The organism is Bradyrhizobium elkanii WSM2783 (genome assembly GCF_000472865.1).
Classification (GTDB): domain Bacteria; phylum Pseudomonadota; class Alphaproteobacteria; order Rhizobiales; family Xanthobacteraceae; genus Bradyrhizobium; species Bradyrhizobium elkanii_A.
The window spans coordinates 87,445-113,643 of record NZ_AXAP01000022.1; the positions used below are offsets into that span (position 1 = coordinate 87,445).

Sequence of the window (26,199 nt, forward strand, 5' to 3'; positions counted from 1 at the left end):
CGCCCGCGTTCAACACCCGAATCTATCGTCCCCGCAGCACGCCGTCGAGGATGGGCAGGCCGGCGATGACGGCGGCGGCGATCAGGGCATAGCAGATGGCGCGGAAGACACGTTCGCTGGCCTTGCCGAACAGGGAGGCGCCGAACCAGACGCCGATGGCGTAGACCGGCCCGACCACGAGCGAGAACTTGACGGAATCGGCGGTGATCAGGCCGGTGAAGAAATAGCTCACGAGGGAAAAGAAATCCGAGGCGCCGAAGAACAGCACGATATTGGCGCGCGCCACCGGGAAACTGATCGGGCGCCCGAGCCAGTAGCCGACGATCGGCGGACCGCCCGTTTGCGCGAGCCCGCTGCAGAAGCCGGAGAGGCCGCCGATGCCGATTGAAAGCGCCGCGTGGTCCTTGCCGCGGTAGCGCCAGCCCGACAAGAGCAGCACCATCAGCGCAGCGACGAAGCCGGAAATGATCCAGCGCGTGGTCACGGGATCGAGCACGCTGAGAAAATAGGTGCCGATCGGCACGCCGACGAGCGCACCGAGCACCATGATCGCGGTGGCCTTGCGATCGGCGTGCTTCCACGCGTTCGGAACCAGCGGCATCGCTGCGACGAAGTCGATGATCAACAGCAGCGCTGCGACCAGGCGGGGCGCGGCGATGCTGCTTGCCAGCGGCATGAAGATCAGCGCGGAGCCGAAACCGGAAAAGCCGCGCGCCGTTCCCGAGACAAAGGCGATGGCACAGATTGCCAGCGCAACGTTAAGGCCAACCTCCGAAGGAATGAGACCAAACGGGCTCATCCCCGGAGAGTGCCGCCGGTCTTCTTCGTGACGTCAGCGACGATCCTGGCCGCTACCGCATCGATCTCCTGGTCGGTCAGCGTCTTCTCGCGCGGCTGAACGGTGACCGCGATCGCGATCGACTTCTTGCCGTCCTCCATGCCCTTGCCTTCATAGACGTCGAACACGGTGACATCGGTGATCAGCTTCTTGTCCGCGGCCAGTGCGGCGCGAACGATATCCGCCGCCTTGACGCTGCGGTCGACGATGAAGGCAAAATCGCGCGACACCGGCTGGAACGCGGAGAGTTCGAGCGCGGGCTTGGCGCGGGTCGGCTTGCGCTTGGCCTCCGGGATACGGTCGAGGATCACCTCGAACGCGATCATCGGGCCATCGGCGCCGAGCGCCTCGAGCGCACGCGGGTGCAACTCGCCGAAATAGCCGAGCACATTCTGCGGGCCCATCTGGATCGTGCCGGAACGGCCGGGATGCAGCCAGGCGGGCCCGCCCGGCACAATCTGCAGCGCCTGCACTGGCGCGCCGGCCGCAGCCAGCACCGCGAACGCGTCGGCCTTGGCGTCGAATGCGTCAGCCGTTGCCGAACCGGACCAGCTCCGCCCCACGCCTTCCAGCGAGGCGAAGCCGTGGCGCACGCCGGAAGCGGCAACGAACTGGTCTTCCGGCCTGTCGCCCTTGAACACCTGGCCGACCTCGAACAGCGCGACGTCAGGATAGCCGCGGTTGATGTTCGCCTGCGCGGCTGCGACCAAGCCAGGCAAAAGGCTCGGCCGCATGTCCGAGAGATCAGAGGCAATCGGGTTGGCAAGCGCCAGTTCGGCCTGTCCGCCGCCGAACAATTCGGCTGCGGGCTTTGAGATGAACGACCAGGTCACCGCCTCGACCATGCCGCGTGCGGCCAGTGCGCGCTTGGCACGGCGGGTGCGGAGCTGGATAGAGGTGAGCACCGGCTTGCGCGGCTCCTCGCCGCGATCGAACGGCGTCATCGGCACCTTGTCGACGCCGACGATGCGGACGATCTCCTCGACGATGTCGGCCTTGCCATGCACATCGGTGCGCCAGGACGGCACCGCGATCTTCACCACAGGGCCGGTACCCGCGACCATGAAGCCGAGATGGCTGAGAATGCGCTTCGTCTCGACCAGCGGGACTTCGATTCCGGCGAGGCGCTTGACCTCGGTCAGCGGGAAATCGATCACGCGGTCGTCGCCGTAGCGATTGCCGACGACGATGCTTTCCGACGGCGCGCCGCCGCACAATTCCATCACCATCTTGGTCGCAAGCTCGAGGCCCGGCACCATGAAGGCCGGGTCGACGCCGCGTTCGAAGCGATAGCGCGCATCCGAATTGATGCCGAGCTTGCGTCCGGTCTGGGCGATGTTGATCTCATTCCACAGCGCCGATTCAATCAGCACGTCGGTGGTGTTCTCGTCGCAGCCGGAAGCCTCGCCACCCATGATACCGGCGAGCGATTCGACGCCGGCGTCGTCGGCGATCACGCACATCGAGGAATCCAGCGTATAGGTGCGGCCGTCGAGCGCGAGCAGGGTCTCGCCGTCGCGGGCGCGGCGCACCACCAGATTGCCCTTCACCTTCTTGGCGTCGAACACGTGCAGCGGACGCGCACGATCGTAGGTCATGAAGTTGGTGATATCGACCAGCGCATTGATCGGCCGCAGCCCGATCGAAGCCAGGCGCTTCTGCAGCCATTCCGGCGACGGGCCGTTCTTCACGCCGCGCACCAGCCGCAGCGCGAAGCCCGGGCAGAGCGAGGCGTCTTCCACCGTCACCGTCACGGGCGAAGGGAATTCGCCATTGATCGGCTTGATGGCGGGCTCGATCAATTTGCCCATGTCGGCGGCGGAAAGATCGCGCGCGATTCCGTGCACGCCGGTGCAATCCTGCCGGTTCGGCGTCAGGTTGATCTCGATGACGGGATCGCCGAGGCCGGCCCATTCGGCATAGACTTGGCCGACGGGCGCATCAGCGGGCAATTCGATGATGCCGTCATGATCGTCGGAAATCTCAAGCTCGGCCGCCGAGCACAGCATGCCGCGGCTCTCGACGCCGCGGATCGTACCGACGCCGAGCGTGATGTTCTTGCCGGGAATGAAGGTGCCCGGGGCAGAGAACACGCTGATCAGGCCGGCGCGCGCATTCGGCGCGCCGCAGACCACCTGCACCGGCGCAGCGCCGTTGCCGGTGTCGACCATGCAGACCCGCAGACGATCGGCATTCGGATGCTGCTCGGCCGAGATCACCCGCGCAATGGTGAACGGCGCCAGCACCTTCGCCTTGTCCTCGATGCTCTCGACCTCGAGCCCAATCATGGTGAGCTTGTCGGCGAGCTTTTCCAGGGGCTCGTCGGTGTCGAGATGTTCCTTCAGCCAGGAGAGGGTGAACTTCATGATGCCAACCTGTGATCGCGAAAAACCTCAACCAGACGAAAACGCTCGCACATCAGCATCATGTCTTCGCTGAATTTGCCCTGCCGACCGAAATAGCGGCGGTGCGCGTCCCGCCAATATTGCAGGCTGCGGTCACCTTCACCTTCTTCGTAGGCAAACGCGGCGTCGACCTCGCCAAAACGGCGATAGGTCACTTCGGTTGTTTCGATGACGCAAGCCGGTTCGCCGCGGCCGTCGAGCACGATCCAGCGTTCGCCCGATGTCGAGGTGTTCGGCTCGTCCTCGGTGCTGCAGGTCGCGGTCTTGATGCCTTTGATGACGAGTTCGAGCAATTCGTCGGCAAGCCCGGGGCCGTCGCCGAAGGCGAACGCTCGCAGGTTCCGATATTGCTCGGGCACAGCACTCAGATTCACGTACTCAACCCTCCGGCCAGCGTCGGAAGATCCAGCGGCTTGAAGCCGTAGTGGCTGAGCCAGCGGACGTCGCTGTCGAACAATTGGCGCAGGTCGCTCATGCCGTATTTCAGCATCGCGATGCGGTCGATGCCCATGCCCCAGGCGAATCCCTGGTAGACGTCGGGATCGAGGCCGCAGGCGCGCAGCACGTTCGGGTGCACCATGCCGCAGCCCAAAATCTCCAGCCAGTCCTCGCCCTCGCCGAAGCGGATTTCGCCCTTGTCGCGGCGGCACTGGATGTCGACTTCCAGCGACGGCTCGGTGAACGGGAAGAACGACGGCCGGAAGCGCATGTTGATGTGGTCGACCTCGAAGAACGCCTTGCAGAACTCATGCAGGATCCATTTGAGGTGGCCGAGATGTGACTCCTTGTCGATCACGAGCCCCTCGACCTGGTGGAATTGCGGCGTATGGGTCGCGTCCGAATCGATGCGATAGGTGCGGCCGGGGCAGATCACGCGGATCGGCGGCTTCTGTGTCAGCATCGTGCGCACCTGCACCGGCGAGGTGTGGGTCCGCAGCAGCATGCGCGAGCCGTCCTCCTTCGGATTGAAGAAGAAGGTGTCGTGCATCTCGCGTGCGGGATGGCCGATCGGGAAGTTCAGCTTGGTGAAGTTGTAGTCGTCGGTCTCGATGTCGGGGCCTTCGGCAACCGAAAATCCCATGTCGGCGAAGATCGCCGTCAGCTCATCCCAGACCTGGCTGAGCGGATGGATGCGGCCCGCTTCCGCCGGCGCCTCGCGCAGCGGCAGCGTGACGTCGATGGTCTCGGAGGCAAGCCGGGCATCGAGCGCGGCGGCCTTCAGCACCTCGCGGCGCGCGGCGAGCGCTTGGGCAACCTTGTCCTTGGCCAGGTTGATCGCCGCGCCTTGTGTCTTGCGCTCCTCCGGCGACATCTTGCCGAGGGTGGCAAGCAGCGCCGAGATCGAGCCTTTCTTGCCGAGCGCGGCGACGCGCACGGTTTCCAGCGCCGCTTCGTCGCCGGCGTTGGAAACGTCAGCGAGGATCTGGGATTCGAGTTGAGCAAGATCGGTCATAGCAATCCCTCTTGGCCAGGATGCTAAGCCGTCGCTCCTAGCCGGTCATACCGAGCTGAAGCGCGAAAGATGTCCCTCGCGCTCTTACCCGGCCATGACGACTTCAAGAAACTTCGAAGAGCCGGATCAGGCCGCGAGCGCGGCCTTGGCCTTCTCGGCGATCGCCTGGAACGCGGCCGGCTCGTGGATCGCGAGATCCGACAGCACCTTGCGGTCGACGACGACGCCCGACTTGGAGAGGCCGTCGATAAAGCGGCTGTAGGTCATGCCGAACGGGCGGACGGCGGCGTTGAGGCGCTGGATCCAGAGCGCGCGGAAGGTGCGCTTCTTGCGCTTACGGTCGCGGAACGCATATTGGCCGGCCTTCTCGACCGCCTGCTTGGCGACGCGGATGGTGTTCTTGCGGCGGCCGTAATAGCCCTTGGCGGCCTTGTAGACTTTCTTGTGCTTGGCGTGGGCGGTCACACCGCGTTTGACGCGAGACATGACTTAAATCCTTGGATTTCTGAAGTGGTGACGGGAGCTGTGTGGAACGCAGCTCGGCTCAGGCGCGATCAGGCGTTCGGCAAGAAGTACTTCTTGATGTTGTCGCCGTCGGTCTTGAACAGCACGCGGGTGCCGCGCAGCTGGCGGATCTGCTTGTTGGTCCGCTTGATCATGCCGTGGCGCTTGCCGCGCTGGGCGTGCATCACCTTGCCGGTACCGGTCACTTTGAAGCGCTTTTTGGCGCCCGATTTGGTCTTCAGCTTGGGCATTTGGCTCTCCTTAAACGCCAGCACGAAACCGCCCCGCGGGGGGGGCGTCGGCCGACTAAAATGCTCGTTAGAGCGTTGAATGTGCTCAGGTTTTTCGCAAATGAAACAACCCGCACAGAACGTCGCCACGGCAGCCCTTGATCAGCCGGGCGGCGAAGGCTGCGCTTATGGCAGAGTAGGGGCGAATTGGCAATCCCGGAACGAGGGGGTCTCTTGCCTCCCCCGCAAGCGCGACCTCCGCAGAAGGTCAATGTTTTAGAGCTTCCGGCGGACCCGACACCCTCCGCCGTCATTCCGGGGCGCGCGAAGCGCGAGCCCGGAATCCATTTAGCCGCGTACTCAGCCGCCCGATGGATTCCGGGCTCGTCCTTCGGACGCCCCGGAATGACGGCGGAGGGTTGCGGGAAGGGAAACGAAAACGCCCGCCGGATCGGTCCGGCGGGGCGTTTCCTTTCATCGATCGACAATTCGCCTCAGCGCGGCGCCAGCACCATCACGACCTGACGTCCCTCGAACTTCGCGTCCTGCTCGACCTTGGCGTATTGCGCGACGTCAGCCTTGACCTTGTCCAACAGCTTGGTGCCGATTTCCTGGTGCGCCATTTCACGACCGCGGTAGCGCAAGGTGATCTTGACCTTGTCGCCTTCCTCGAAGAAGCGCTGCATCGCGCGCATCTTCACGTCGTAGTCGTGATCGTCGATCATCGGACGGAGCTTGATCTCCTTGATCTCGACGACCTTCTGTTTCTTGCGGGCTTCGGCGGCTTTCTTCTGCGCAGAATATTTATATTTGCCGTAGTCCATGATCTTGCAGACCGGAGGACTCACGTTCGGCGAAATCTCGACCAGGTCCATACCGGCTTCCATGGCCATCTTGATGGCCACCATGGTTTCCACGGTGCCCATATTGGTACCGTTCTGGTCGATCAGCTGGATCTGCGCGTTGCGGATTTCATCGTTGGTGCGCGGCCCGTCTTTGGCGACAGCGGGCGGGGCTCTATTGGGACGGCGAATGGGTAACTCTCCAAAGTTGTGAAGGAAGGCGATATTTTGAAGCAATACGTGGCAACGGGCAAGCGTGCTCGCAAGTTGCATCCTAAAACCGTCAAATGCGCGGCATTTAGGTCACGCGATAGGGCAGATATTTGGTGAGCGGATACTCTACAAGGCGAGACACGTTCCCTGCTCACGGTTTGCCCGTGCCCATCGAAAACGCACTGATGAGAATGACGATCCCATGACCACCTCCGCGACGATCGACCAGGAACCAGAGTTCATCGAGGTAGGGAACAGCGCCGAACGCCGCCGCATTGCGGTGCGTGCGCGCGGAGGTCGTAACCCCGGGCTATTCTGGCTCGGCGGCTTCAATTCCGACATGAAGGGCACCAAGGCGGTCGCGCTCGACGGGTGGGCCGCGGAACAGGAACGCGCCTTTGTCCGGTTCGATTATTCCGGCCATGGCGAATCCGGAGGCAGGTTCATCGACGGCACCATCGGCCGCTGGCTCGAGGAGAGTGTCGCGGTGTTCGTGCGGTTCTGCAGCGGGCCGCAGGTCGTGATCGGCTCCTCGATGGGCGGCTGGATGGCGCTATTGCTGGCGCGCGAGCTTGCCAGGCGTGCTGATATCAGCGCCTCGCTCGCGGGGATGGTGCTGATCGCGCCGGCGCCGGATTTTACCGAAGAGCTGATGTGGAAGGGCTTTTCGCCGGAAATTCGTGCCGAGATCGAGACCAGGGGCGTCTGGCTGCGGCCCTCGCAATATGGCGATACGCCCTATCCGATCACGCGGGCGCTGATCGAGGAGGGGCGTAATCATTTGTTACTCGGGGCCAAGATCGATGTCGGCTGCCCGGTGCGCATCCTGCAAGGCGCGCAGGATCCCGACGTGCCCTGGCAGCACGCGTTCACGCTGGCACATCGGCTGCCAAGCGAGGACGTGGTGCTGACCATGATCCAGGACGGCGACCACCGCCTGTCGCGCCCGCAGGACATCGCCCGGATCATCGCCGCAGTGAAGGAGATGGGGTAGCGGGCCACACCCCGCTGTCATCGTCCGCCACCGGGTCGGCCGAATGGCCGCCCGATGACAGGCTCCGGCGGACGATCCAGTACGCCGTGGCTTATCGATTCCCATCGAAGTCTCTGGAATACTGGATGCCCCCGCCGGAGCCTGTCATCGGGCCCGCCGAAGGCGGGACCCGGTGGCGGGGCATGACGGCAGGGAGGAATAACAATGGACACAACGAGCCTGCTTCGCGCCTTCTGCGATGCGGTCGAACAGCAGAAGGGCGCTGCATTCGCTGATTTGTTCACGGAAGACGGCGTCTATCACGACGTGTTCTATGGCGCCTTCACGGGGCATGCCGAGATCGCTGGCATGATCGACGATTTGTTCTATCGCACCGCGTCCGATTTCCGCTGGGACATGCACGACCCCGTCAGCGACGGCCATACGCTCTATGCGCGCTACACCTTCAGCTACCGCTCGACGCTGCCGGAGGCAGGTGGCGCGCGGGCGATGTTCGAGGGCGTCGCCATCATGAGCCTTCGCGATGGCCGCATCGCGGAATATCACGAGGTCGCCAACACCGCGCCTGCCTTCGTCGATATGCACTTTGCGCCGGAGCGAATCGCAAAGATCGTCGCCAGGCAGGGTGACGCGCTGAAGGCGCGTCCCGAAATGGCGCGGCATCTCATGAAGTAAGGGCCGCGAGCCGCCACTCTTCGCATACGCGTCGATCGGTCTCCGCATCGATAGCCTTGGAGGCCAGCGCGGCAAATGCCTGTGGCTCCATCAGTTGCGACAACGCCCACACCGCTGCGCCGCGAACCAGCGGACTTGCATCGTCGAGCAAGCGCTCGGCCTCGCCGGCCAAGGCGGCATCATCGGAGTTGCCGATCGCGATCAGCACGTTGCGGACAAAGCGGTCGCGGCCGATGCGCTTGACCGGCGATTTCGAGAACAGCGCGCGGAACGCGGCATCGTCGAGCCGCACGAGGTCGGCAAGCACTGGCGCGCGCAATGCCTCGCGCGCTGCGAGTTTCGCTTCGCGCCCGGTCTGCGCGAACTTGTTCCATGGGCACACCGCGAGGCAATCGTCGCAGCCATAGATGCGATTGCCGATCGCCTTGCGGAATTCGCGCGGGATCGGTCCCTTGCTCTCGATGGTGAGATAGGAGATGCAGCGCCGCGCATCGAGCTTGTAGGGCGCGGGAAATGCCGCGGTCGGGCAGATGTCCTGGCAGGCGGTGCAGGAGCCGCAATGATCGATGTCGGCGGCATCGCGCGGCAGCTCGCTTGCGGTGAAGATCGCGCCGAGGAACAGCCATGAGCCGAACTCGCGCGACACCAGATTGGTGTGCTTGCCCTGCCAGCCGAGGCCGGCGGTTTGCGCGAGCGGCTTTTCCATCACGGCCGCGGTGTCGATGAACACCTTCACTTCATCGCCGCTGGCCGCGACCAGCCACCGCGCCAGCGCCTTCAGCCGCTTCTTGATCACGTCGTGATAATCATCGCCCTGCGCGTAGGCCGAGATCGCGCCGCGGTCGCGGTGCTTCAGGATCTCGAGCGGGTTTTGGTCCGGCCCGTAGTTGACGCCGAGCATGATGATCGAGCGCACGCCGGGCCAGAGCACGCGCGGATCGCTGCGGCGCTCAGGATGCGCTGCGAGCCAATCCATGTCGCCATGGCCGCCCAGGTCGAGGAACTCGCGGAAATATTTCGCCGCGCCGCCGATCGCGCCGGGATCGGTGACCCCGATGCAGTCGAAGCCGAGCGCGCGGGCCTCGTGCTCGAGCGCGGATTTGAGATTGGCCGGTGAAAGCTTGGGCGGTGGGGTCAGAAGTCGAGGTCCACATAGGTCCGCGACGCCGGCACGCCCGCCAGCCATTCGCTGAGCAACGGGCGGAACGACGGGCGGGATTTCACCCGCGCGTACCACGCTTTTGCTGCGTCGTCCTCGCTCCATGGCACGTCGCCCAGATAGTCGATCGCCGAAAGATGCGCCGCGGCGGCGAGATCCGCGTAAGTGAGCCGGTCGCCGGCGAGATAGTTCCGCGTCCGCGCCAGCCAGCCGATATAGGTCAGATGATAGCGCACATTGGCCTTGCCCGCGCGGAGCACCTCCGCATTCGGCGCCCCTCCGCCATCCTCCTCGCTCATGAAACGCTTGTAGATGCGCTCGGTCACCAGCGGATTGGAGGCCTCCTCGAAGAACTTGTCGTTGAACCACGACATCAGCCGCCGCACCTCGACGCGTTCGGCCATCGAGGTCGGCATCAGGCGCCGGTCGCCGGCATTGAGCCCATGCGCCTCGTCGAGATATTCGGCGATCACGCCGACACCGGGAACCGGCGGGAAACCCTCGGCGATCAAGGTCGGTGTCGTTGCCGCCGGATTGAGCGCCAGATAGGCCTCGCGACGTTCCCAGACCCGTTCCTCCACCAGCCGCAGATCGAGCCCGTATTCGCCGAGCACCAGGCGAATGAAACGGGAATGCGGACAGAACGGATGATGAAACAGCGTGTACATGAAGTCCTTCAGCAGTTCACGGCCTGATCTTGTCGAAGCCGCAGCAGACCCGGGACACTAATTCACGATGCGATCAGATGAAATCGGATCGTGGTCCCATGTCTTTGTTTGAGCATGATCTTTGCGCAGAACGGCCTGCCACTTCTCCGGATCATGCTCTAGCCAATAGACGAATCAGGCAACCCATGTTTGGCGTTTTTAGCGATTGCAGCAAAACGGGGAATAGGCGAGAAGCACCCGATTTCTCCAGCAAAAGCAGGCCACATCATGATGACCGATACGTTACGTGCGGTGATTCTGGGCATAATCGAAGGCGTCACGGAGTTCCTGCCCGTTTCATCGACCGGCCACCTCCTGCTGGCGGAACGATTCTTCGGTCTCGGTGAAGGTGCCTTCTGGGACAGCTTCACCGTGCTGATCCAGCTCGGCGCGATCCTTGCCATCGTCGGACTCTATTTCGGCAAATTGTCGCGGGTCGCGCTCGGCATGTTCTCCAATGCGGATGACCGGCGCTTCGTCATCGGCGTGCTGGTCGCGTTCCTGCCCGCCGTCATCGTCGGCCTCATTGCCGGCAAATACATCAAGAGTGTTCTGTTCAATCCATGGATCGTCTGCTTCTCGCTCATCGTCGGCGGCGCCATCCTGCTGTGGGTCGATCAGCTTGAGCTCAAGCCGCGCGAACATGACGCGACGAGATATCCGCTGCTGATGTATCTGTGGATCGGCATGGCGCAGTGCGTCGCGATGATCCCGGGCGTGTCGCGCTCCGGCGCCTCGATCGTCGCGGCGATGCTGCTCGGCTCCGACAAGCGCGCGGCGGCGGAGTTCTCGTTCTTCCTGGCGATCCCGACCATGATCGGCGCCTTCGCCTATGATTTCTACAAGAACCGCGCCGAGATGACGACGGACAATCTATGGATCGTCGCAATCGGATTCGTGGTCTCGCTCGTCACCGCCGTGGTCGTGGTGAAGACGTTCCTCTCCTATGTCACGCGCCACGGCTTCACCCTGTTCGCGTGGTGGCGCGTGATCGTCGGCACGCTCGGCCTGATCGCGCTGGCGCTCGGAAGGTAAGGGTCAGGCGGCTGTACGGAATCTCTTCGCTTGCTCCGTTCCGCCTCTCCCCTTGTGGGAGAGGCCGGATTTCGCGCGTCAGCGGGAAATCCGGGTGAGGGGTTTCTCTCCGCGAGTACGGTAGTCCCTTGAGAGAGACCCCTCACCCGGATCGCATTCCGCTTCGCTGCATGCGTTCCGGCCTCTCCCACAAGGGGAGAGGCGGGAAGCTGCGGACGTAGCTTCGCTTCATATCGACATTCGTGGTTATGCGTGCCGGATCAAGCCCCGGACGGCGGACGATACGCGTTCTTGCGCTCGAACTGCCCGGCCGGCCGGAAGCGCCAGAGATATTGCGGGGCGATGGCTTCCAGCGAATCGGGGGTGATGCCCAGCCCTTCGAAGGTGAGGCCGGCGGCCTTGGCCGTATCCGACACCACATTGTCCTTGCGCAGCAGCTCGACCTGATCCGCCGTGAGCTTCAGCGCGCCCGGCGCGAATTGCAGGAACGCGGCCAGGATCCTGGCAAGGCCGAACGGCAGGGACACCAGCGCGCGGTCGCGATCGGTGATCTCAAGGATCGTTTCCATGATCTCGCGCATGGTCAGCACTTCCGGGCCGCCCAGCTCGTAGGTCGCGCCCGGCTTGGTCTTGCCGTCGACGGCATCGGCCACCGCGGTGGCGACGTCGCCGACAAAGGTCGGCTGCATCTTGGTCAGGCCGCCGCCGACCAGCGGGATCGCCGGCGACATCCGGGCCATCGCCGCGAAACGGTTGGTGAACTGATCCTCCGGCCCGAACACCAGCGACGGGCGCAAGATGGTGGCCGATGGCGAGGCCGCCAGCACCGCCTTCTCGCCAGCCGCTTTGGCGCGGGCATAGGCGGAAGCCGAATCGGCATCAGCGCCGATCGCCGAGACATGCACCACGCGGGCGCCCTCGGCGCTCGCAGCCGCGGCCACCGCCTCGGCGCCCTTGGCCTGGACCGCCTCGAAGGTCTGTTCGCCGCTTTCGGCGAGGATGCCGACCAAGTTGATGGCCACGTGCGAATCACGCATCGCTGATACCACCGAGGCCGGGTAGCGCAGATTGGCCTGGACGGCGTGGATCTGGCCGACCTTGCCGAGCGGCTGCAGGTGCCCGGCCAGTTCCGGCCGCCGGACGGCGACGCGGATGCGGTAATCCCGCTTGCACAGCGCCCGGACCACGTGCCGCCCCAGGAAGCCCGATCCGCCGAAAACCGTGACGAGCGTTTCCAGGTTCGATGCCATGGGTCAGTTCCTGCGGGGTCGAAATAGCTGCGATTTTGGAGCCTGTTGGGCCGGATGTCGCGATACGCCATCGCGGTCACCCTGTACAGACTATTTGAGTTTCCAATCGTCTATTTGACAAGCGCGCGACCGATCCTTACTAACCCCGCCACGTGCCCAGGTGGTGGAATTGGTAGACGCGCTGGCTTCAGGTGCCAGTGGCCTCACGGCCGTGAAGGTTCGAGTCCTTTCCTGGGCACCACCGTTCTTTGCAAGGGGTTGAATCGCTGATTTCGAGCCGCTGATTCCTGACCGGGCTCGGCTACGGTCCTGACTGCTCAACGCTCGTAGGTCAGCAGCAGTGACATTTTTCCGGCTCGCCACCTGTGGTAGATTTTCGCCACGTCCTTGACCGCTTTGACTGAATTTCAGGGACGTGCAGGCGACAGTCGCTGATCCTTGTCGGGAAGTGCGCATGTTGGAGCCGGGCAGCGAAGGCACGCGAGGGCCGACCGATCTCGCTGCCGGCGATATGATCTGGATTCCCGGCGCCACTTTCCGGATGGGTTCCGACAATCATTACCCCGAAGAGGCGCCCAGCCATCGGGTAAGGGTGGACGGCTTCTGGATCGACCGCGCGCCGGTGACCAACCGCGCGTTCAAGGCGTTCGTCAACGCGACCGGCTATGTCACCACGGCGGAGATTCCGCCGAACCCGAAAGACTATCCCGGCGCCCTGCCGAAGATGATCTATGCCGGCTCGCTGGTGTTCTCGCCGCCACGTCGCGTGCACAATCTGCGCGACTGGAGCCAGTGGTGGACGTTCATGAAGGGCGCCAACTGGCGGCGACCGTACGGACCCGCAAGCAACATCAAGGACCACGACGACCATCCGGTGGTGCACGTTTCGTATGCCGACGCGCTCGCTTACGCCAAATGGATAGATAAGCAGCTTCCCACCGAAGCCGAATGGGAGCTTGCCGCGCGCGGCGGTCTGGATGGTGAGGAATACGCCTGGGGCAACACGCTGACGCCTGACGGCAGGCACATGGCCAACACCTGGCAAGGCGACTTCCCGATCCAGAACATCTGCGAAGACGGCTTTCCGCGTACCTCGCCCGTCACGGCATTTCCGCCGAACGGCTACGGCATCTACGACATGATCGGCAATGTCTGGGAATGGACCGCCGACTGGTGGTCGGCCCGTCACGAAGCCGATAGCGCCAAACCTTGCTGCATTCCGCAGAATCCGCGCGGCGGCCCCGAGCGCGCGAGCTTTGATCCAGGTCAACCGAACATCCGCATCCCCCGCAAAGTCTTAAAGGGCGGCTCGCATCTGTGCGCGCCGAACTATTGCCGCCGGTATCGGCCCGCCGCCCGGCATGCCGAACCGGTCGACACGTCGACGAGCCATGTCGGTTTCAGGTGCGTAGTCAGAAATGGGAGTGAACGATGAATTCGGAGAGGAAACAGTCGTTTCTCGATCGCCGCAACTTGCTTTTGAGCGGGACGGCCCTGGTCGCCGCAACGCTGACCTCTGAGGCGCTCGGCCAGGACCAGAAGTCCGCCGCGCCGGCTCCCGCCGCATCGCCACTGCCCGGCGACCGCAAGCCGAACATTCTCGTCATCTTCGGCGACGATATCGGCATCACGAATATCAGCGCCTATTCCGGCGGTCTCATGGGATATGAGACGCCCAATATCGACCGGATCGCCCGCGAGGGGATCAGATTCCTGCATTACTATGGCGAGCAGTCCTGCACGGCAGGTCGCGCGGCCTTCCTGACCGGGCAGCATGGAATCCGGACCGGACTGACGAAGGTGGGCTTCCCCGGGGCGCCGATGGGAATGAGCCAGCGTGATCCTTCAGTCGGCGGCCTGCTCAAGCAGCTCGGTTACGCGACCGGGCAATTCGGCAAGAATCACGTCGGCGATCGCAACGAAACCTTGCCGACCGTGAATGGCTTCGACGAGTTCTTCGGCAATCTCTACCACCTCAACGCCGAAGAAGAGCCGGAGCTGCCCGACTATCCGAAGGATCCCGCCTACCGCGCGAAATTCGGACCGCGCGGGGTGCTGAGGTGCAAGGCCACCGACCGCGACGATCCCACCGTCGATCCGCGCTTCGGAAGGATCGGCAAGCAGACGATCGAGGATACCGGCGCACTCACCAAGAAGCGAATGGAGACCATCGACGACGAGACCTCGGCGGCGGCGATCGATTTCATGAAGCGCCAGCAATCGGCGGGGCGGCCCTTCTTCTGCTGGTTCAATTCCACGCGCATGCATTTGCGAACGCATGTGCGCGACAGCCATCGCGGGCGCTACACGCACGGCGACAGCGAGTATGTCGACGGCATGATCGAGCATGACGACACGATCGGGGCCCTGCTCCGCGCGCTCGACGACATGGGCATCGCGAACAACACCATCGTCGTCTACACCAGCGACAACGGACCTCACATGAACACCTGGCCGGATGGCGCCATGACCTGGTTCCGTTCGGAAAAGAACACCAATTGGGAAGGCGCGTTCCGCGTGCCCTGCCTGGTTCGCTGGCCCGGCGTGATCAAGGGCGGAACGGTCACCAATGAGCTTATGAGCCACAACGACTGGATACCGACGCTGTGCGCGATCGCCGGTGAAGGCGATATCGTCAACAAGCTGCGCGCCGGCTACACCGCCAACGGCATCAACTACAAGGTGCATCTCGACGGCTACGATCAGTCGCAATTCCTCCGCAACGTGAGCGGGACCGCGGCAAACAACAACGGGGTGAAGAGCGCCCGCGACAAGTTCTTCTACGCCGACGATGATGGTCTGCTCGTCGCCTTTCGAAAGGGCGACTACAAATACGTCTATGCCGAGCAACGCGCTCCGGGGCAGCTGCAGGTCTGGGCCGAGCCTTTCACGAGATTGCGCCTGCAGAAGATCTATAACCTGTTCCAGGATCCGTTCGAGCGGGCGGACATCACCTCCAACACCTACTGGGACTGGAATCTCAATCAGATCGGTGGGGTCTACGGCGCAATGGACGATGTTTTCCAGTTCGTGGCCACATTCAAGGAGTTTCCGCCGCGTTCGTTTCCGCCAAGCTTCGTGCCGACAACGATCATGGACGAGGCAATCGCTGATCTGAAGGCGGCGAGGAGACGGGGGACGGTTGGCACAGGCAATTAGCGCCGCGCTCAGCCATGCCGCAAATCGTTAACGGCAAGGCCGCCGAGCATGTGAACAAGCTCTCCGGCTCGCTGCCATCAACGCTCACGCTTGGCTTGCGCTGAATATTCCGCGAGACGCCGCCATTTCGCGGCGGAATATTGCCGGTTGTACTGGGCCACGCCCCAGCCGGCGGCGCCGTCCAGGAAGCCCAGGCGCAGAACGTAGACTTTCAGGAAAGCGGCCAGACCATGCAACGGCGCAGCGACTGGGCCCGCGCGGCGGCCGCGGGCGTTCATCTGCTCGGCCGCGGCTCGGGAATAGCGGTCGATCTTGTCCTCGGCGTCGGACCAGGATTCGATCGAATCATGCTCGATGGTGACATCGATCCGCCTGATGGGGCCGTCCACGATCAGTCCCTCGTGGACCAAATCGTCGGAAAACCGGGCCTGTCCGCGCTGGAATAGCCGAACGATGTAGTCGGAAGACCAGCCTCCGAATCTCAGCGCCTTGCCGCAGAAACGCGATCGCCGCAGCGTCTGGTAGGCGGCAGGCGCGTCCGGCGCATTGATGGCGCTCCTGATGCGCTTCCCAAATTCCGGCTCGATCCATTCGTCGGCGTCGAGCGACAGGACCCAGTCGCCTCGCGCCAGCTCGAGCGCGCGACTCTTCTGCGGCCCGTATCCCGGCCAATCCGATGTCACGACGACATGCGCGCCGATCTCGCGGGCGATCTCCACCGTTCGATCGGTGCTGCCGCTGTCGACCACGATAATCTCGTCCGCATCAACCGAACGCAGGCACCGCGCAATGCAGTGCTCTTCGTTCTTGGTGATGACGATGAGCGACAGCCGCGGCATGCGTCATCCCGCAGATGGCTCGGCCTGCGCGGATGCGGCCATCGGGCTACCGTTCGTCGTCGATTTGATCCAGAGGATATCGGTCTGGTCTTCGATGCGCCGCAGATCCTTGAGCTCAACGCGGACGGCCTTGGACGACGTGCCAGCGAGCTGATGCGGGACAAATCCAGCCGCAAGCAGCCGATCGACCATCCCTTCGACCGACAGATCGCCGTCGCGGCTCAATTGAGGCGAGTACTCCGTGATGACGACATCGGCGCGCTCGAGTGCCTTGACGGCGCCGGCGAGAACCGCGGGCTCAAAGCCCTCGACATCGATCTTCATCAACAAAATTCTGTCCTGCGCCAGCCCAAGGGCGTCGAGCGCGGAATCGACGTCGGTCAGCGGGACCATGCGCGAGCCCAGGCCATAGTTCTTGATCAGCGAGTGGCGCCCGTTGTTGGACCTCTTGTAACGGTGCAGGTGCGCGTGCCCGGCGGCGGCTCCAACCGCGCAAGGGTAGACAACGACCTTGTCGATGTCGTTGATCGTGAGATTGCGATCGAGCAGCCAGGCGTTGGTCGCATCCGGTTCAAACGCCACCACGGTGGTGACGGAGGCATGTTGAGCCGCATGCACCGCGTGCCAGCCGAGATTGGCGCCGACGTCGACGACGATCCCCTTCGGTCGGTTTTGCAGGTACTCGCCAATCCAGTCGGTCAATTGCGGTTCAAACCGGCCATATTTCGCGATGTGACGGCCGATGACGTCGCGGCACTGGACGAAGAAGCGCAGCTTCGACCCTGTTGCATAGGTCTGGAACGACGTGCCTTGCGGCATCATCCAGGCGAGCAGGAGCTTCATCGATTGGAGCGGTCTGGGTATTCGGCGCATCGTCCTGATCGTATCCCGATCTCCCGGCCTCTTCGGGAGGAGATCGTCCGTACAAAGCGGGCGCGCTAAAGTCCAGACGCTGCCAAGGTCAGGGGAGGTCGGTCCTGCGGAATACGCTGAACTGGAACGACTGCTGCGTGCTCCATGGCGTCGCATGCCTATGTTGTCGGTGGTCGGTGAGCTGGAACGCGGGAGCCAGAATCCGGCCGAGGCTTTCAGGGTCATAGCGCACCACAGGCAAGCCACTGCAGCGCTCCGGTCCGTCCAATGCAAAGGTGGCGATGATCGCGTGGCCTCCGACCTTCACCGCCTGCTTCAAGCGGTCGACATAGGCACTGCGGTCGCGCTGCTCGGTCAGGAAGTGGAAAGCGGCACGATCATGCCAGATGTCGTAGGTCCTTCGCGGCTCCCACGTCGTGACGTCAGCGACGATCCAATCGACCTTTGTAGCCCGGTCCCCAAGACGGGTTCTGGCAACCTGCAGCGAAGCTTCGGATATATCGAGCACGGTCACATCTTCGAACCCATTCTCGATGAGGTTATCGATCAAACGTGAAGCACCGCCGCCGATGTCTATGATAGCGGAGGCGCGCGTCGCTCCGACCCGCATGATCAATTCGATTGAAGGAGTTGGGCTATGTTGAAACCAGCTGACTTCGTTCTCGGACTTGCTGGTGTAGACGCTTTGCCAATGAGCCTGTCGATTCTCGCTGTGCACGGGTTTGCTCCGTTGGTCCAGCTTGCAGCCGGTGGCCCGGGTGGAGCGCAGCGCGCAACCCAGGTTACGGCAGATTCACCCGGTTCCTGCCTCTTCGATCCTATCAACAAACGACGCAAAATTCCCTAGTTTCTACAAGGACAAGCGCGGGCCGTGGCACATCCTTTGCGGGCCACCCGACTGCCCTGCTTGGTACAACGGAAAACCCCGATAAATGGTCATTTTTGATGCATCTGAGGGCCTCCCGGCGCTCGCCTCCTCGCGCTTTGGAGGCTAGTGTCGCGCCTCGAATCGAACTTTTTTGACCTGAGGCACGCTTTCATGACCATTCGCCTGCACCGCGGCGATTTGCCGGACCTGTCCCGCTACAAGGATGCCGTTGCGATCGACACCGAAACCATGGGGCTCAATCCGCATCGCGACCGGCTCTGCGTGGTGCAGATGTCGGGTGGCGACGGCACCGCCGACGTCGTGCAGGTGCCAACGGCGCCCGGCGATGCGCCGAACCTGAAGGCGCTGCTCGCCAATCCGAATATCCTGAAGATCTTCCACTTCGCGCGGTTCGACCTTGCGGCGCTCTACAATGCCTATGGGGTGATGCCGACACCGGTCTACTGCACCAAGATCGCGTCCCGCCTCAGCCGCACCTATACCGACCGTCACGGGCTGAAGGATCTGGTGCGCGAGGTGCTCAATATCGAACTGTCGAAGCAGCAACAATCGAGCGACTGGGGCGCGCCGACGCTGAGCGAGGCGCAGCTTGCCTATGCCGCGTCTGACGTGCTGCATTTGCATGCGCTGCGCGAAAAGCTCGATGCCATGCTGGCGCGCGAGGGTCGTACCGAATTGGCGAAAGCCTGCTTCGAATTCCTGCCCACCCGCGCCCGGCTCGATCTCGGCGGCTGGGAAGCCGAAGATATTTTTGCGCATTCCTGAACCTGTCCGAGGCGGGCGTGATAAGGCGTCCGTCCGCCCCGTTTCGGTCACACTCGTAACGCGAGTGTGCGGCAGTCGCGACGCGACGTCCCGGCTGCGCAATCCGGCGGTCCCGGGTAGAATGATGTAAGCCTTTGCCAGACTTCGCGCCCTTGGAGTAGCGGTGAATTCGGTCCAGACCCCAGCCTATCTAGCCGGCCTCGAGGCGCGCTTTGCCGCCGCCGAGCGCCACAGCCGGATGGTGCGGATTCTGCGCATCGCGGTCCCTGCGGCGGTGGTGCTGTCATTGCTTGCGATCGTTGGGGTGTCGGTCTTCAATCCGTTCCGCATGCTGTTGCCGAAGCTGCCGGTCGACATCGGCAACCTGGTCGTCTCAGGCACCAAGATCACGATGGAATCGCCGCACCTAGCAGGCTTCTCCACCGACCAGCGCCCGTACGAGCTCTGGGCCAAGGCGGCGATCCAGGACCTCACCGACCCCGATCACGTCGAGCTCCAGACCCTGCGCGCAAAGATGCTGATGGAAGACCGCACCACGGTGACCTTGGATGCGCGCACCGGCTTCTTCGACAGCAAGCAGCAGCAGCTCGACCTGCGCAAGGACATCTTCCTGCAATCGTCGACCGGCTATGAGGCCAAGCTCTCGCAAGCCTTCGTCGATATGAACAAGGGCACGGTGACGTCGGACGAGCATGTCGACGTCAAATTGCTGAACGGCACGCTGACCGCCGACAAGCTCCGGATCTACAACAACGGCGAGCTCGTGCGCTTCGAAGGCAATGTCGTGATGAATTTGATCATGGATAATCCGCCGGCCCAGGCTGAACCGGAGCCGGCGCCCGCACCTGCGCCGCCGCCACCACAGAAAACGCGCTCGGGCTCAGGCAAGTCCGCCAACACGAAATGATCTTCATGAAGCAGTTTTCTTCGCGCGGTGTTGCAACGGCGGCCTTCGTGCTCGCGATGATCGCACCGGGTCTGGTGCGCGCGCAGGGCGCAGTCTCCGGCGTGCCCAACGCCATGCAGGGCTTTACCCAGAATCGCGACCAGCCGATCCAGATCGAGGCGGCGGCGCTCGAGATGCGCGACAAGAAAAAGGAAGCGACATTCTCCGGCAATGTGAAGGTGGTACAGGGCGACACCACCATGACGTCGAAGACGCTCGTCGTGTTCTATGAATCGAGTTCGGGACAAAGCTCGCCGCCGCCGTCGAACGCCAAGAGCGCAAAATCTGCGCCGATGCAGTCGGCCCAGCCGGGGCCGGGCGGCAGCTCCTCGATCAAGCGGCTGGAGGCCAAGGGCAACGTCGTGGTCACCCAGAAAGACCAGGTCGTCACCGGGGAGACCGCGATCTTCGACACCAAGGCCAATCTCATCACCATGCTTGGCGGCGTCGTGCTGACGCAGTGCAAGAACGTGCTGCGCGGCGATCGGCTGCTGGTGGACATGACGACCGGCGTCTCGCGCGTGGAATCCGATAGCGGCAGGGTGCAGGCCCTGATCCAGCAGGGACAGGGCGGGCAAGGCGGCGGCGGGCAAGGGGGCTGCCCGGCTCCGCCCGGTAGCCCGTCTGGCGGATCGTCGTCCAGTAAGTCGAAATAAATCAATGACTTACTGAATATCTTGAGGCGGCGAGGTTGAAGCCGGCGGGGCGAGACTGTATCTAGGCCATGATCCGGAAAAATGGGAACCGGTTTTCCGAACAGAGAGTGGACGTCCGGTGGTGGAACGCGCCAGGGGTGGGCGAGCGATTCCGCAGGGCAGCGGCATCCATGCACATTCAAGGTTCGCGAGCGAATCGATTAGGCCGCGGGCGTAGTCCCCGGGGACACCGTGAAAGGCTGGCGAAGCGGGATGGTGGACATATTCGGCATGTTCCGAAGGCGCCCTGCGAAACGCAGTTCCGGCTTTGCGCGTTCGCGTGAGGACATCACCGCGCTCGACGATTCCTTTGGCGAGATGCTGACAAGCTCTGTCCGGGATACGCCGCCGGTGGCGCGTGCCGCCTCGATGCCCGGCCTGGAAGTGCCGCATCCGCAACCGGCGCCCGAGCCGCCCAGGGAGGAGAGGTCGCGTCCGCGCGCCGCCAAGCCCGCAAAGACCAAGGCCGCCAGCGCGGCGCCGCGCCTGATCCGGCGCCCGGGCTATCTGGCTGTGCATAGCGTGGAAAAGAGTTTCGGCAGCCGCCAGGTCGTGCGCGGCGTCAGCATCTATGTCCGCCGCGGCGAGGCGGTCGGCCTGCTCGGCCCCAATGGCGCCGGCAAGACCACGGTGTTCTACATGATCACCGGGCTGATCAAGGCCGATCGCGGCGCCATCGAGCTGGATGGCCACGATGTAACGAAACTACCGATGTATCAGCGCGCCCGCCTCGGCATCGGCTATCTTCCGCAGGAAGCCTCGATCTTCCGCGGATTGTCGGTCGAGCAGAACATCCGCGCGGTGCTTGAAGTGGTCGAGCCTTCAAGGAAGAAGCGCGAGGCGGAACTCGATGCGCTGCTCGACGAGTTCAACATTACGCGGTTGCGAAAGACACCGTCGATCGCGCTATCCGGCGGCGAGCGCCGCCGCGTCGAGATCGCCCGCGCATTGGCGACGCGTCCCAATTACATGCTGCTCGACGAGCCCTTCGCCGGCATCGATCCGATCGCGGTCGGGGACATCCAGGATCTGGTCCGTCACCTGACCAATCGCGGTATCGGGGTGCTGATTACCGACCACAATGTGCGGGAAACGCTCGGCCTGACCGACCGCGCCTACATCGTTTACGCCGGGGAAATCTTGACGGAAGGCAGTCCGGATGAGATCGTCAACAATCCGGATGTCCGCCGACTTTACCTTGGCGAAGAATTCCGCCTCTAGTCCTTCTTTCCGATCCGTCAAGCCGTGTACATTGGCCTTGGACTAGGCTAAGCAAGAATCGAGCCAACTTCTTTTTTGGACCGTTCCTGCCTCCATGGCACTGACCCAGAGACTAGAGTTCCGCCAGTCGCAGTCGCTGGTAATGACGCCGCAGTTGATGCAGGCGATCAAGCTGCTGCAATTGTCCAACCTGGACCTCTCGGCCTTCGTGGAGGAGGAGCTGGAACGGAACCCGCTGCTGGAACGCAGTAGCGACGGTCCGGAACCGCCGGTGCCGGGCGAGCCTGCGATGGAGCGGCAGGAATTTTCTGACCCTGACGGTTCCAGCTATGGCGAAGCCGGTGGCGAGGCGGCGAGTTCCGCCGACGGCTTCGAGCCGGGCCAGGAAGAATGGCTGAATCGTGATCTCGGCAGCCGCGCCGAGATCGAGCAGACGCTTGATACCGGGCTCGAAAATGTCTTCTCCGAGGAGCCGGCGGAGGCTGCCGAACGTGCCGCGAAAGACGCGGCTCCGACCGCCTATACCGAATGGGGCGGCGGTGCCTCGAGCGACGAGGACTACAACCTTGAAGCCTTTGTCGCCGCCGAGCTGACGCTTGCCGACCATCTCGCCGAGCAGCTTGCGGTCGCGTTCGCCTCGCCTTCGCAGCGTATGATCGGGCAGTATCTGATCGACCTCGTCGATGAGGCCGGCTACCTGCCGCCTGACCTCGGACAGGCCGCTGAGCGGCTCGGTGCGCCGCAGCAGGAGGTCGATGCAGTGCTCTCGGTGCTGCAGAAATTCGATCCTCCCGGTGTCTGCGCGCGAAACTTGAGCGAGTGCCTGGCGATCCAGCTCCGCGAACTCGATCGCTACGACCCTGCGATGCAAGCCCTGGTCGAAAATCTCGATCTCCTCGCCAAGCGTGATATCGCATCGCTGCGGAAGCTGTGCGGCGTCGACGACGAAGACATCACCGACATGATCGGCGAGATCCGCAGGCTCGATCCGAAGCCGGGCCTGAAGTTCGGCACGTCGCGGACGCAAACCATGGTGCCGGACGTCTATGTGCGGCCGGGACCCGATGGCGGCTGGCATGTCGAGCTCAACAGCGACACCTTGCCACGCGTCCTGGTGAACCAGACCTATTATGCCGAACTGTCCAAGACGATCCGAAAGGACGGCGACAAGTCCTATTTTACGGATTGCCTGCAGAACGCGACCTGGCTGGTGCGCGCCCTCGATCAGCGCGCCCGCACGATCCTCAAGGTTGCAACCGAGATCGTGCGCCAGCAGGACGGCTTCTTCACCTATGGCGTGGCGCACCTGCGGCCGCTCAATCTGAAAGCCGTGGCGGATGCGATCCAGATGCACGAATCGACGGTGTCGCGTGTGACCGCCAACAAATATATGGCGACCAATCGCGGCACTTTCGAACTCAAGTACTTCTTCACGGCGTCGATCGCCTCCGCCGACGGCGGTGAGGCGCATTCTGCCGAAGCCGTGCGTCATCACATCAAGCAGTTGATCGACGCCGAATCGCCGTCCGCGATCCTCTCTGACGATACCATCGTGGAACGATTGCGCGCGTCGGGCATTGATATCGCCCGCCGCACCGTCGCGAAGTATCGCGAAGCGATGCGAATTCCTTCCTCGGTGCAGCGCCGCCGCGACAAACAGAGCATGCTTGGAAACGCCCTTTCAGCACCTGCTTCCTCTCCGGACCGGTCGCGCGATACCGCACCGGTGTAATTGCGTTCGCGTTAAATCGCGCTAGTCTTGGTACCCCTCCGAAGCGATCGGGGGTTTCATAGGCATAGAGGCACGCAATGACCCTTCGAATCTCGGGAAAGAGCATCTCAATCGGCGAGGCGCTTCGCGCACGCGTGAACGAGCGCACCGATGAGGTTCTGAAGAAATATTTCGACGGCAACTATTCCGGCCATATCACGCTGAGCAAGGACGGCTTCGGCTTCCGCACCGACTGTGCGTTGCACCTGGATTCCGGGATCACGCTGGAAGCGGATTCGAACGCCCCCGACGCCTATGCCAGCGCCGACGCCGCGCTCCTGATGATCGAGAAGCGCCTGCGCCGCTATAAGAGCCGGCTCAAGGACCGCTCGGCCCGCAAGGCCTACGCGGCCTCCGCCGCCCTTGCCGAGCTCAACGGCGTCCCCCTGGATGCGCCAAGCTATGTGATCGAGGCGCCGGCGGAAGGCGAAGGGGAAGTCACCGAATACAGTCCCGTGATCATCGCCGAGGCGACCACTTCGCTGAAGCGGCTGTCGGTCAGCGAGGCGGTGCTGGAATTGGACCTGACCGGCGCAGCCTGCCTGGTCTTCCAGCACGGTGGGAGCGGCCGTGTGAACATCATTTACCGCCGGGCGGACGGCAATGTGGGCTGGGTCGATCCCCCCGTGGTTAATCCATGATGGTTATGCCGTTCCGCATTGACGCGCCCCGTGGCCGTCCCTATGGTCCGCCGCCCTTAAGCATAGGCTCAAGGGAACTAGCCGGCGGGAGTTGGCACGGCTCATGCCTTGGAGTAGAAGCCGCCCGATCGGGATCTGGGCTAAAAAGCCGCTTCCCGATTCATCTTCTTGACGCCTGCGCCTGACAACCTATTTCGCAACTTGACGGTTCACTTCACCCTCGGAACGCCCCATGACGATTACCGATCTGGTCGCACCCGAGGCGATTCTCCCGGCGTTGAAAGTTATCAGCAAGAAGCAGGCGCTGCAGGAGCTCGCCGCGCGGGCCGCAACTCTTACGGGGCAGAACGAACGTTCGATCTTCGAGGTATTGCTGCAGCGCGAGAAGCTGGGCACCACCGCAGTCGGTTACGGCGTCGCCATTCCCCACGGTAAATTGCCGAAGCTGGAAAAGCTGTTCGGCCTGTTCGCGCGCCTGGAGCGCCCGATCGATTTCGAGGCGATGGATGGTCAGCCGGTCGACCTCATCTTCCTCCTGCTCGCCCCCGAAGGCGCCGGCGCCGATCACCTCAAGGCCCTAGCGCGCATCGCCCGCCTGTTACGCGACCAGGACGTCGCCAAGAAGCTGCGTGCTTCCCGCGACGCGCAGGCGATCTACTCGGTGCTAGCGCTGCCGCCGGCAAGCGCGGCTTAGCGCTCGCACGCATTCTTCACGAGACAAAAAAATGCGCGGACCGTCTTCAATTGAAGACAGCCCGCGCATTTGAATTCGCAGTTTGTCGCGTTCGTCAGCCAACGCGTCAGTGCACGCTGACGGCCTGCAGCTCGTTGCTCCAGGCGTTGGCGACCGCGGCTTCCCGGCTATCGGTCAGCATCATCGGCGTGCCGTCGGCGGCATGGAGCGCGAAGAGTTTGAGTCCCGGCGCAATCTTCGGCGCCTGGGGAAAGAGATCCGGTACATCCTCGGAACGGACCTGCTTCACATAGGCAATATGACCCTCGCCCAGATGGGCCAGCGCCTCCGGGGACACGCTATCGCGTTCTAACGTCGTACTCACTTCACTCATGGTCTCGACTCCTCTGTCGAATAAGCGGTCGAGTCCGCTCCTCGTTCCATTATTCGTGTTCGTTGATGGCGATTGTCTTAATGACCCTTTCAGGTTCCGGCCTGGCCAGATCGACCGACAACAGCCCGTTCTTCAGATCGGCGCCCAGCACCTGCATCCCCTCCGCCAGCACGAAAGTGCGCTGGAAGTGGCGCGCGGCAATGCCGCGATGGATGTATTGCCGAGCCTTGTCCTCCTGTTGGCGGCCACGAATCACGAGCTGGTTTTCCTCAACCGTCACATCGAGTTGGTCGCGGGTAAACCCCGCCACTGCCAGCGTGATGCGCAGGCGTTCGGGGTGGCCGTTGGACCGGTCAAACCGTTCGATGTTGTATGGAGGATAGCCGTCGGCGCCTTTCACGACCCGATCGAGCGCACGCTCGATCTCGTCGAATCCCAAAAGGAACGGACTGGACAACGTTGGAACACGAGACATCCAAAGTCCTCTCGAAGCGACTTTGAGGGGCCCTTGCGGCACCCCATGCAACCGATGAGCCTCTTGCCCTCCGGTCATGAGCGAATATGGGGGCGATTCGCGGTGGGTTCAAGCACCTCTGGAATCAGGATTAATCCGCTCCTTGCCGTGTTAAACCGGTCATTCCGGGGCCCCCGCAGCGGGAACGTGGAATCCCACGCCACAATCTCTGGATTCCAGGTTCATCGCTACGCGATGCCCCGGAATGACGAGGGAGGGACGGCGGATCTAGAGCGTGATGTTTTTATACGGAAACATATCCTGAGTTTTTGAGATAGTTGGCGCACTCCTCGGGTGAGAAGAGATCGAGGAGTTCTCCGACCTTTCGCCAGGTTGCCTCGACATCGCGGGGCTCCGCGGCGCGCGTCAGGTGTTTGAGTTTGGCGAAGACCTGTTCGATCGGATTGAGGTCGGGGCTGTAGGGCGGCAGGAAGAGCATATGCGCGCCCCTAGCGCGGATGGCGTTGCGGGCGAGCTTGCCTTTGTGACTGCCGAGATTGTCGAGAATGACGAC

Annotated in this window: 28 protein-coding genes and 1 tRNA gene; 13 read left to right on the top strand and 16 right to left on the bottom strand. The window is 63.1% G+C overall.

Going from position 1 to position 26,199, the window contains the following annotated elements; all coding sequences use genetic code 11:
* Positions 1-22: 22 nt before the first annotated feature.
* The 7 genes from YY7_RS0120325 to infC all read right to left on the bottom strand — a co-directional run bounded on the left by YY7_RS0120325 (position 23) and on the right by infC (position 6,464).
* Complete coding sequence (locus tag YY7_RS0120325) at positions 23-799, bottom strand: sulfite exporter TauE/SafE family protein (RefSeq protein ID WP_028164825.1); 777 nt, start codon at positions 797-799, stop codon at positions 23-25.
* Positions 796-3,204: a phenylalanine--tRNA ligase subunit beta gene (gene pheT / locus YY7_RS0120330; protein WP_028164826.1), complete on the bottom strand. Its 2,409-nt coding sequence runs from the start codon at positions 3,202-3,204 to the stop codon at positions 796-798. Before pheT ends, YY7_RS0120325 begins: the two co-directional genes overlap by 4 nt.
* Positions 3,201-3,611 carry an ASCH domain-containing protein gene (locus YY7_RS0120335; protein WP_028164827.1) on the bottom strand — a complete coding sequence of 137 codons (411 nt, stop codon included), beginning with the start codon at positions 3,609-3,611 and terminating at the stop codon, positions 3,201-3,203. Before YY7_RS0120335 ends, pheT begins: the two co-directional genes overlap by 4 nt.
* Before the next feature lie 2 nt (positions 3,612-3,613).
* Positions 3,614-4,696 carry a phenylalanine--tRNA ligase subunit alpha gene (gene pheS, locus YY7_RS0120340; protein WP_028164828.1) on the bottom strand — a complete coding sequence of 361 codons (1,083 nt, stop codon included), beginning with the start codon at positions 4,694-4,696 and terminating at the stop codon, positions 3,614-3,616.
* 126 nt (positions 4,697-4,822) lie between these two features.
* Positions 4,823-5,182, bottom strand: a complete 360-nt coding sequence (gene rplT, locus YY7_RS0120345; protein ID WP_027581334.1) for a 50S ribosomal protein L20 — start codon at positions 5,180-5,182, stop codon at positions 4,823-4,825.
* Between the two features lie 68 nt (positions 5,183-5,250).
* Positions 5,251-5,451 (bottom strand): 50S ribosomal protein L35, encoded by a 201-nt coding sequence (rpmI, locus tag YY7_RS0120350; protein ID WP_028164829.1) that lies wholly within the window; start codon positions 5,449-5,451, stop codon positions 5,251-5,253.
* A gap of 473 nt (positions 5,452-5,924) precedes the next feature.
* A complete protein-coding gene (infC, locus tag YY7_RS0120355) occupies positions 5,925-6,464 on the bottom strand; it encodes a translation initiation factor IF-3 (RefSeq protein ID WP_130229242.1) in 540 nt (179 codons plus the stop codon).
* Positions 6,465-6,687: 223 nt separating this feature from the next.
* Here infC and YY7_RS0120360 point away from each other — a divergent pair, with 223 nt between their 5' ends.
* Positions 6,688-7,479 (top strand): alpha/beta hydrolase, encoded by a 792-nt coding sequence (locus tag YY7_RS0120360; RefSeq protein ID WP_028164831.1) that lies wholly within the window; start codon positions 6,688-6,690, stop codon positions 7,477-7,479.
* Between the two features lie 204 nt (positions 7,480-7,683).
* Positions 7,684-8,154, top strand: a complete 471-nt coding sequence (locus YY7_RS0120365) for a nuclear transport factor 2 family protein (RefSeq protein WP_028164832.1) — start codon at positions 7,684-7,686, stop codon at positions 8,152-8,154.
* On the opposite strand, the gene queG is transcribed toward YY7_RS0120365, so the two are convergent.
* Together queG and YY7_RS0120375 are read right to left on the bottom strand one after the other, a co-directional pair.
* The gene (gene queG, locus YY7_RS0120370; protein ID WP_028164833.1) at positions 8,144-9,340 is read right to left on the bottom strand and encodes a tRNA epoxyqueuosine(34) reductase QueG; all 1,197 of its coding nucleotides are present in this window, start codon (positions 9,338-9,340) and stop codon (positions 8,144-8,146) included. The two genes, YY7_RS0120365 and queG, sit on opposite strands and share 11 nt — an antisense overlap.
* Positions 9,289-9,981, bottom strand: coding sequence for a glutathione S-transferase family protein (locus YY7_RS0120375; RefSeq protein WP_028164834.1), 693 nt, complete (start codon positions 9,979-9,981; stop codon positions 9,289-9,291). Before YY7_RS0120375 ends, queG begins: the two co-directional genes overlap by 52 nt.
* Positions 9,982-10,248: 267 nt before the next feature.
* Between YY7_RS0120375 and YY7_RS0120380 the strand changes: the two genes are divergently transcribed.
* The gene (locus YY7_RS0120380; protein WP_028164835.1) at positions 10,249-11,055 is read left to right on the top strand and encodes an undecaprenyl-diphosphate phosphatase; all 807 of its coding nucleotides are present in this window, start codon (positions 10,249-10,251) and stop codon (positions 11,053-11,055) included.
* Between the two features lie 260 nt (positions 11,056-11,315).
* Here YY7_RS0120380 and YY7_RS0120385 read toward each other — a convergent pair whose 3' ends face one another.
* A complete protein-coding gene (locus YY7_RS0120385) occupies positions 11,316-12,305 on the bottom strand; it encodes a complex I NDUFA9 subunit family protein (protein ID WP_028164836.1) in 990 nt (329 codons plus the stop codon).
* A 154-nt stretch (positions 12,306-12,459) separates the two neighbouring features.
* Here YY7_RS0120385 and YY7_RS0120390 point away from each other — a divergent pair.
* The 3 genes from YY7_RS0120390 (at position 12,460) to YY7_RS52290 (ending at position 15,464) form a co-directional block, all read left to right on the top strand.
* Positions 12,460-12,546: transfer RNA gene (locus tag YY7_RS0120390), tRNA-Leu, on the top strand.
* Positions 12,547-12,759: 213 nt separating this feature from the next.
* Positions 12,760-13,740, top strand: a complete 981-nt coding sequence (locus tag YY7_RS0120395; RefSeq protein WP_028164837.1) for a formylglycine-generating enzyme family protein — start codon at positions 12,760-12,762, stop codon at positions 13,738-13,740.
* Positions 13,737-15,464 (top strand): arylsulfatase, encoded by a 1,728-nt coding sequence (locus tag YY7_RS52290; protein ID WP_051396814.1) that lies wholly within the window; start codon positions 13,737-13,739, stop codon positions 15,462-15,464. Before YY7_RS0120395 ends, YY7_RS52290 begins: the two co-directional genes overlap by 4 nt.
* Positions 15,465-15,541: 77 nt before the next feature.
* On the opposite strand, the gene YY7_RS0120405 is transcribed toward YY7_RS52290, so the two are convergent.
* The 3 genes from YY7_RS0120405 to YY7_RS0120415 all read right to left on the bottom strand — a co-directional run bounded on the left by YY7_RS0120405 (position 15,542) and on the right by YY7_RS0120415 (position 17,894).
* Complete coding sequence (locus tag YY7_RS0120405) at positions 15,542-16,303, bottom strand: glycosyltransferase family 2 protein (protein ID WP_028164838.1); 762 nt, start codon at positions 16,301-16,303, stop codon at positions 15,542-15,544.
* 3 nt (positions 16,304-16,306) lie between these two features.
* Positions 16,307-17,146, bottom strand: coding sequence for an FkbM family methyltransferase (locus YY7_RS56670; RefSeq protein WP_051396815.1), 840 nt, complete (start codon positions 17,144-17,146; stop codon positions 16,307-16,309).
* 118 nt (positions 17,147-17,264) lie between these two features.
* On the bottom strand, positions 17,265-17,894 hold the full coding sequence (locus YY7_RS0120415; RefSeq protein WP_028164839.1) for a class I SAM-dependent methyltransferase: 630 nt from the start codon (positions 17,892-17,894) through the stop codon (positions 17,265-17,267).
* 321 nt (positions 17,895-18,215) lie between these two features.
* On the opposite strand from YY7_RS0120415, the gene YY7_RS0120420 reads away from it, so the two are divergent.
* The 7 genes from YY7_RS0120420 (at position 18,216) to ptsN (ending at position 24,798) form a co-directional block, all read left to right on the top strand.
* A complete protein-coding gene (locus tag YY7_RS0120420) occupies positions 18,216-18,830 on the top strand; it encodes a ribonuclease D (protein ID WP_028164840.1) in 615 nt (204 codons plus the stop codon).
* 163 nt (positions 18,831-18,993) lie between these two features.
* Positions 18,994-19,737: an LPS export ABC transporter periplasmic protein LptC gene (gene lptC / locus YY7_RS0120425; protein WP_028164841.1), complete on the top strand. Its 744-nt coding sequence runs from the start codon at positions 18,994-18,996 to the stop codon at positions 19,735-19,737.
* Positions 19,734-20,432 carry an LptA/OstA family protein gene (locus YY7_RS0120430; RefSeq protein ID WP_028164842.1) on the top strand — a complete coding sequence of 233 codons (699 nt, stop codon included), beginning with the start codon at positions 19,734-19,736 and terminating at the stop codon, positions 20,430-20,432. The genes lptC and YY7_RS0120430 overlap by 4 nt, the downstream gene beginning before the upstream one ends.
* Before the next feature lie 252 nt (positions 20,433-20,684).
* Positions 20,685-21,692 (top strand): LPS export ABC transporter ATP-binding protein, encoded by a 1,008-nt coding sequence (gene lptB / locus YY7_RS0120435; protein ID WP_028164843.1) that lies wholly within the window; start codon positions 20,685-20,687, stop codon positions 21,690-21,692.
* Between the two features lie 94 nt (positions 21,693-21,786).
* Entirely contained in the window at positions 21,787-23,424 is a 1,638-nt protein-coding gene (gene rpoN / locus YY7_RS0120440) for an RNA polymerase factor sigma-54 (protein ID WP_028164844.1), read from the top strand.
* 77 nt (positions 23,425-23,501) lie between these two features.
* Positions 23,502-24,104: a ribosome hibernation-promoting factor, HPF/YfiA family gene (gene hpf / locus YY7_RS0120445; protein ID WP_028164845.1), complete on the top strand. Its 603-nt coding sequence runs from the start codon at positions 23,502-23,504 to the stop codon at positions 24,102-24,104.
* Positions 24,105-24,336: 232 nt separating this feature from the next.
* A complete protein-coding gene (gene ptsN, locus YY7_RS0120450; RefSeq protein ID WP_027581007.1) occupies positions 24,337-24,798 on the top strand; it encodes a PTS IIA-like nitrogen regulatory protein PtsN in 462 nt (153 codons plus the stop codon).
* A gap of 106 nt (positions 24,799-24,904) precedes the next feature.
* Here ptsN and YY7_RS0120455 read toward each other — a convergent pair whose 3' ends face one another.
* The 3 genes from YY7_RS0120455 to YY7_RS0120465 form a co-directional block, all read right to left on the bottom strand.
* Positions 24,905-25,171, bottom strand: a complete 267-nt coding sequence (locus tag YY7_RS0120455) for a DUF1150 family protein (protein WP_028164846.1) — start codon at positions 25,169-25,171, stop codon at positions 24,905-24,907.
* A 49-nt stretch (positions 25,172-25,220) separates the two neighbouring features.
* Positions 25,221-25,646 (bottom strand): Hsp20 family protein, encoded by a 426-nt coding sequence (locus tag YY7_RS0120460; protein WP_028164847.1) that lies wholly within the window; start codon positions 25,644-25,646, stop codon positions 25,221-25,223.
* A 283-nt stretch (positions 25,647-25,929) separates the two neighbouring features.
* On the bottom strand, positions 25,930-26,199 hold a 270-nt coding region (locus YY7_RS0120465; RefSeq protein ID WP_028164848.1), incomplete at its 5' end, for a transposase.

What these genes read in the sequence shown, in the direction of transcription:
- YY7_RS0120325 (WP_028164825.1), bottom strand. Translation starts at nt 799, where the DNA reads ATGAGCCCGTTTGGTCTCATTCCTTCGGAGGTTGGCCTTAACGTTGCG.
- pheT (WP_028164826.1), bottom strand. Translation starts at nt 3,204, where the DNA reads ATGAAGTTCACCCTCTCCTGGCTGAAGGAACATCTCGACACCGACGAG.
- pheS (WP_028164828.1), bottom strand. Translation starts at nt 4,696, where the DNA reads ATGACCGATCTTGCTCAACTCGAATCCCAGATCCTCGCTGACGTTTCC.
- rplT (WP_027581334.1), bottom strand. Translation starts at nt 5,182, where the DNA reads ATGTCTCGCGTCAAACGCGGTGTGACCGCCCACGCCAAGCACAAGAAA.
- rpmI (WP_028164829.1), bottom strand. Translation starts at nt 5,451, where the DNA reads ATGCCCAAGCTGAAGACCAAATCGGGCGCCAAAAAGCGCTTCAAAGTG.
- YY7_RS0120360 (WP_028164831.1), top strand. Translation starts at nt 6,688, where the DNA reads ATGACCACCTCCGCGACGATCGACCAGGAACCAGAGTTCATCGAGGTA.
- YY7_RS0120365 (WP_028164832.1), top strand. Translation starts at nt 7,684, where the DNA reads ATGGACACAACGAGCCTGCTTCGCGCCTTCTGCGATGCGGTCGAACAG.
- queG (WP_028164833.1), bottom strand. Translation starts at nt 9,340, where the DNA reads ATGGCTGGCGGGCGTGCCGGCGTCGCGGACCTATGTGGACCTCGACTT.
- YY7_RS0120375 (WP_028164834.1), bottom strand. Translation starts at nt 9,981, where the DNA reads ATGTACACGCTGTTTCATCATCCGTTCTGTCCGCATTCCCGTTTCATT.
- YY7_RS0120380 (WP_028164835.1), top strand. Translation starts at nt 10,249, where the DNA reads ATGATGACCGATACGTTACGTGCGGTGATTCTGGGCATAATCGAAGGC.
- YY7_RS0120385 (WP_028164836.1), bottom strand. Translation starts at nt 12,305, where the DNA reads ATGGCATCGAACCTGGAAACGCTCGTCACGGTTTTCGGCGGATCGGGC.
- YY7_RS0120395 (WP_028164837.1), top strand. Translation starts at nt 12,760, where the DNA reads ATGTTGGAGCCGGGCAGCGAAGGCACGCGAGGGCCGACCGATCTCGCT.
- YY7_RS52290 (WP_051396814.1), top strand. Translation starts at nt 13,737, where the DNA reads ATGAATTCGGAGAGGAAACAGTCGTTTCTCGATCGCCGCAACTTGCTT.
- YY7_RS0120405 (WP_028164838.1), bottom strand. Translation starts at nt 16,303, where the DNA reads ATGCCGCGGCTGTCGCTCATCGTCATCACCAAGAACGAAGAGCACTGC.
- YY7_RS56670 (WP_051396815.1), bottom strand. Translation starts at nt 17,146, where the DNA reads ATGAAGCTCCTGCTCGCCTGGATGATGCCGCAAGGCACGTCGTTCCAG.
- YY7_RS0120420 (WP_028164840.1), top strand. Translation starts at nt 18,216, where the DNA reads ATGACCATTCGCCTGCACCGCGGCGATTTGCCGGACCTGTCCCGCTAC.
- YY7_RS0120430 (WP_028164842.1), top strand. Translation starts at nt 19,734, where the DNA reads ATGATCTTCATGAAGCAGTTTTCTTCGCGCGGTGTTGCAACGGCGGCC.
- lptB (WP_028164843.1), top strand. Translation starts at nt 20,685, where the DNA reads ATGGTGGACATATTCGGCATGTTCCGAAGGCGCCCTGCGAAACGCAGT.
- rpoN (WP_028164844.1), top strand. Translation starts at nt 21,787, where the DNA reads ATGGCACTGACCCAGAGACTAGAGTTCCGCCAGTCGCAGTCGCTGGTA.
- hpf (WP_028164845.1), top strand. Translation starts at nt 23,502, where the DNA reads ATGACCCTTCGAATCTCGGGAAAGAGCATCTCAATCGGCGAGGCGCTT.
- ptsN (WP_027581007.1), top strand. Translation starts at nt 24,337, where the DNA reads ATGACGATTACCGATCTGGTCGCACCCGAGGCGATTCTCCCGGCGTTG.
- YY7_RS0120455 (WP_028164846.1), bottom strand. Translation starts at nt 25,171, where the DNA reads ATGAGTGAAGTGAGTACGACGTTAGAACGCGATAGCGTGTCCCCGGAG.
- YY7_RS0120460 (WP_028164847.1), bottom strand. Translation starts at nt 25,646, where the DNA reads ATGTCTCGTGTTCCAACGTTGTCCAGTCCGTTCCTTTTGGGATTCGAC.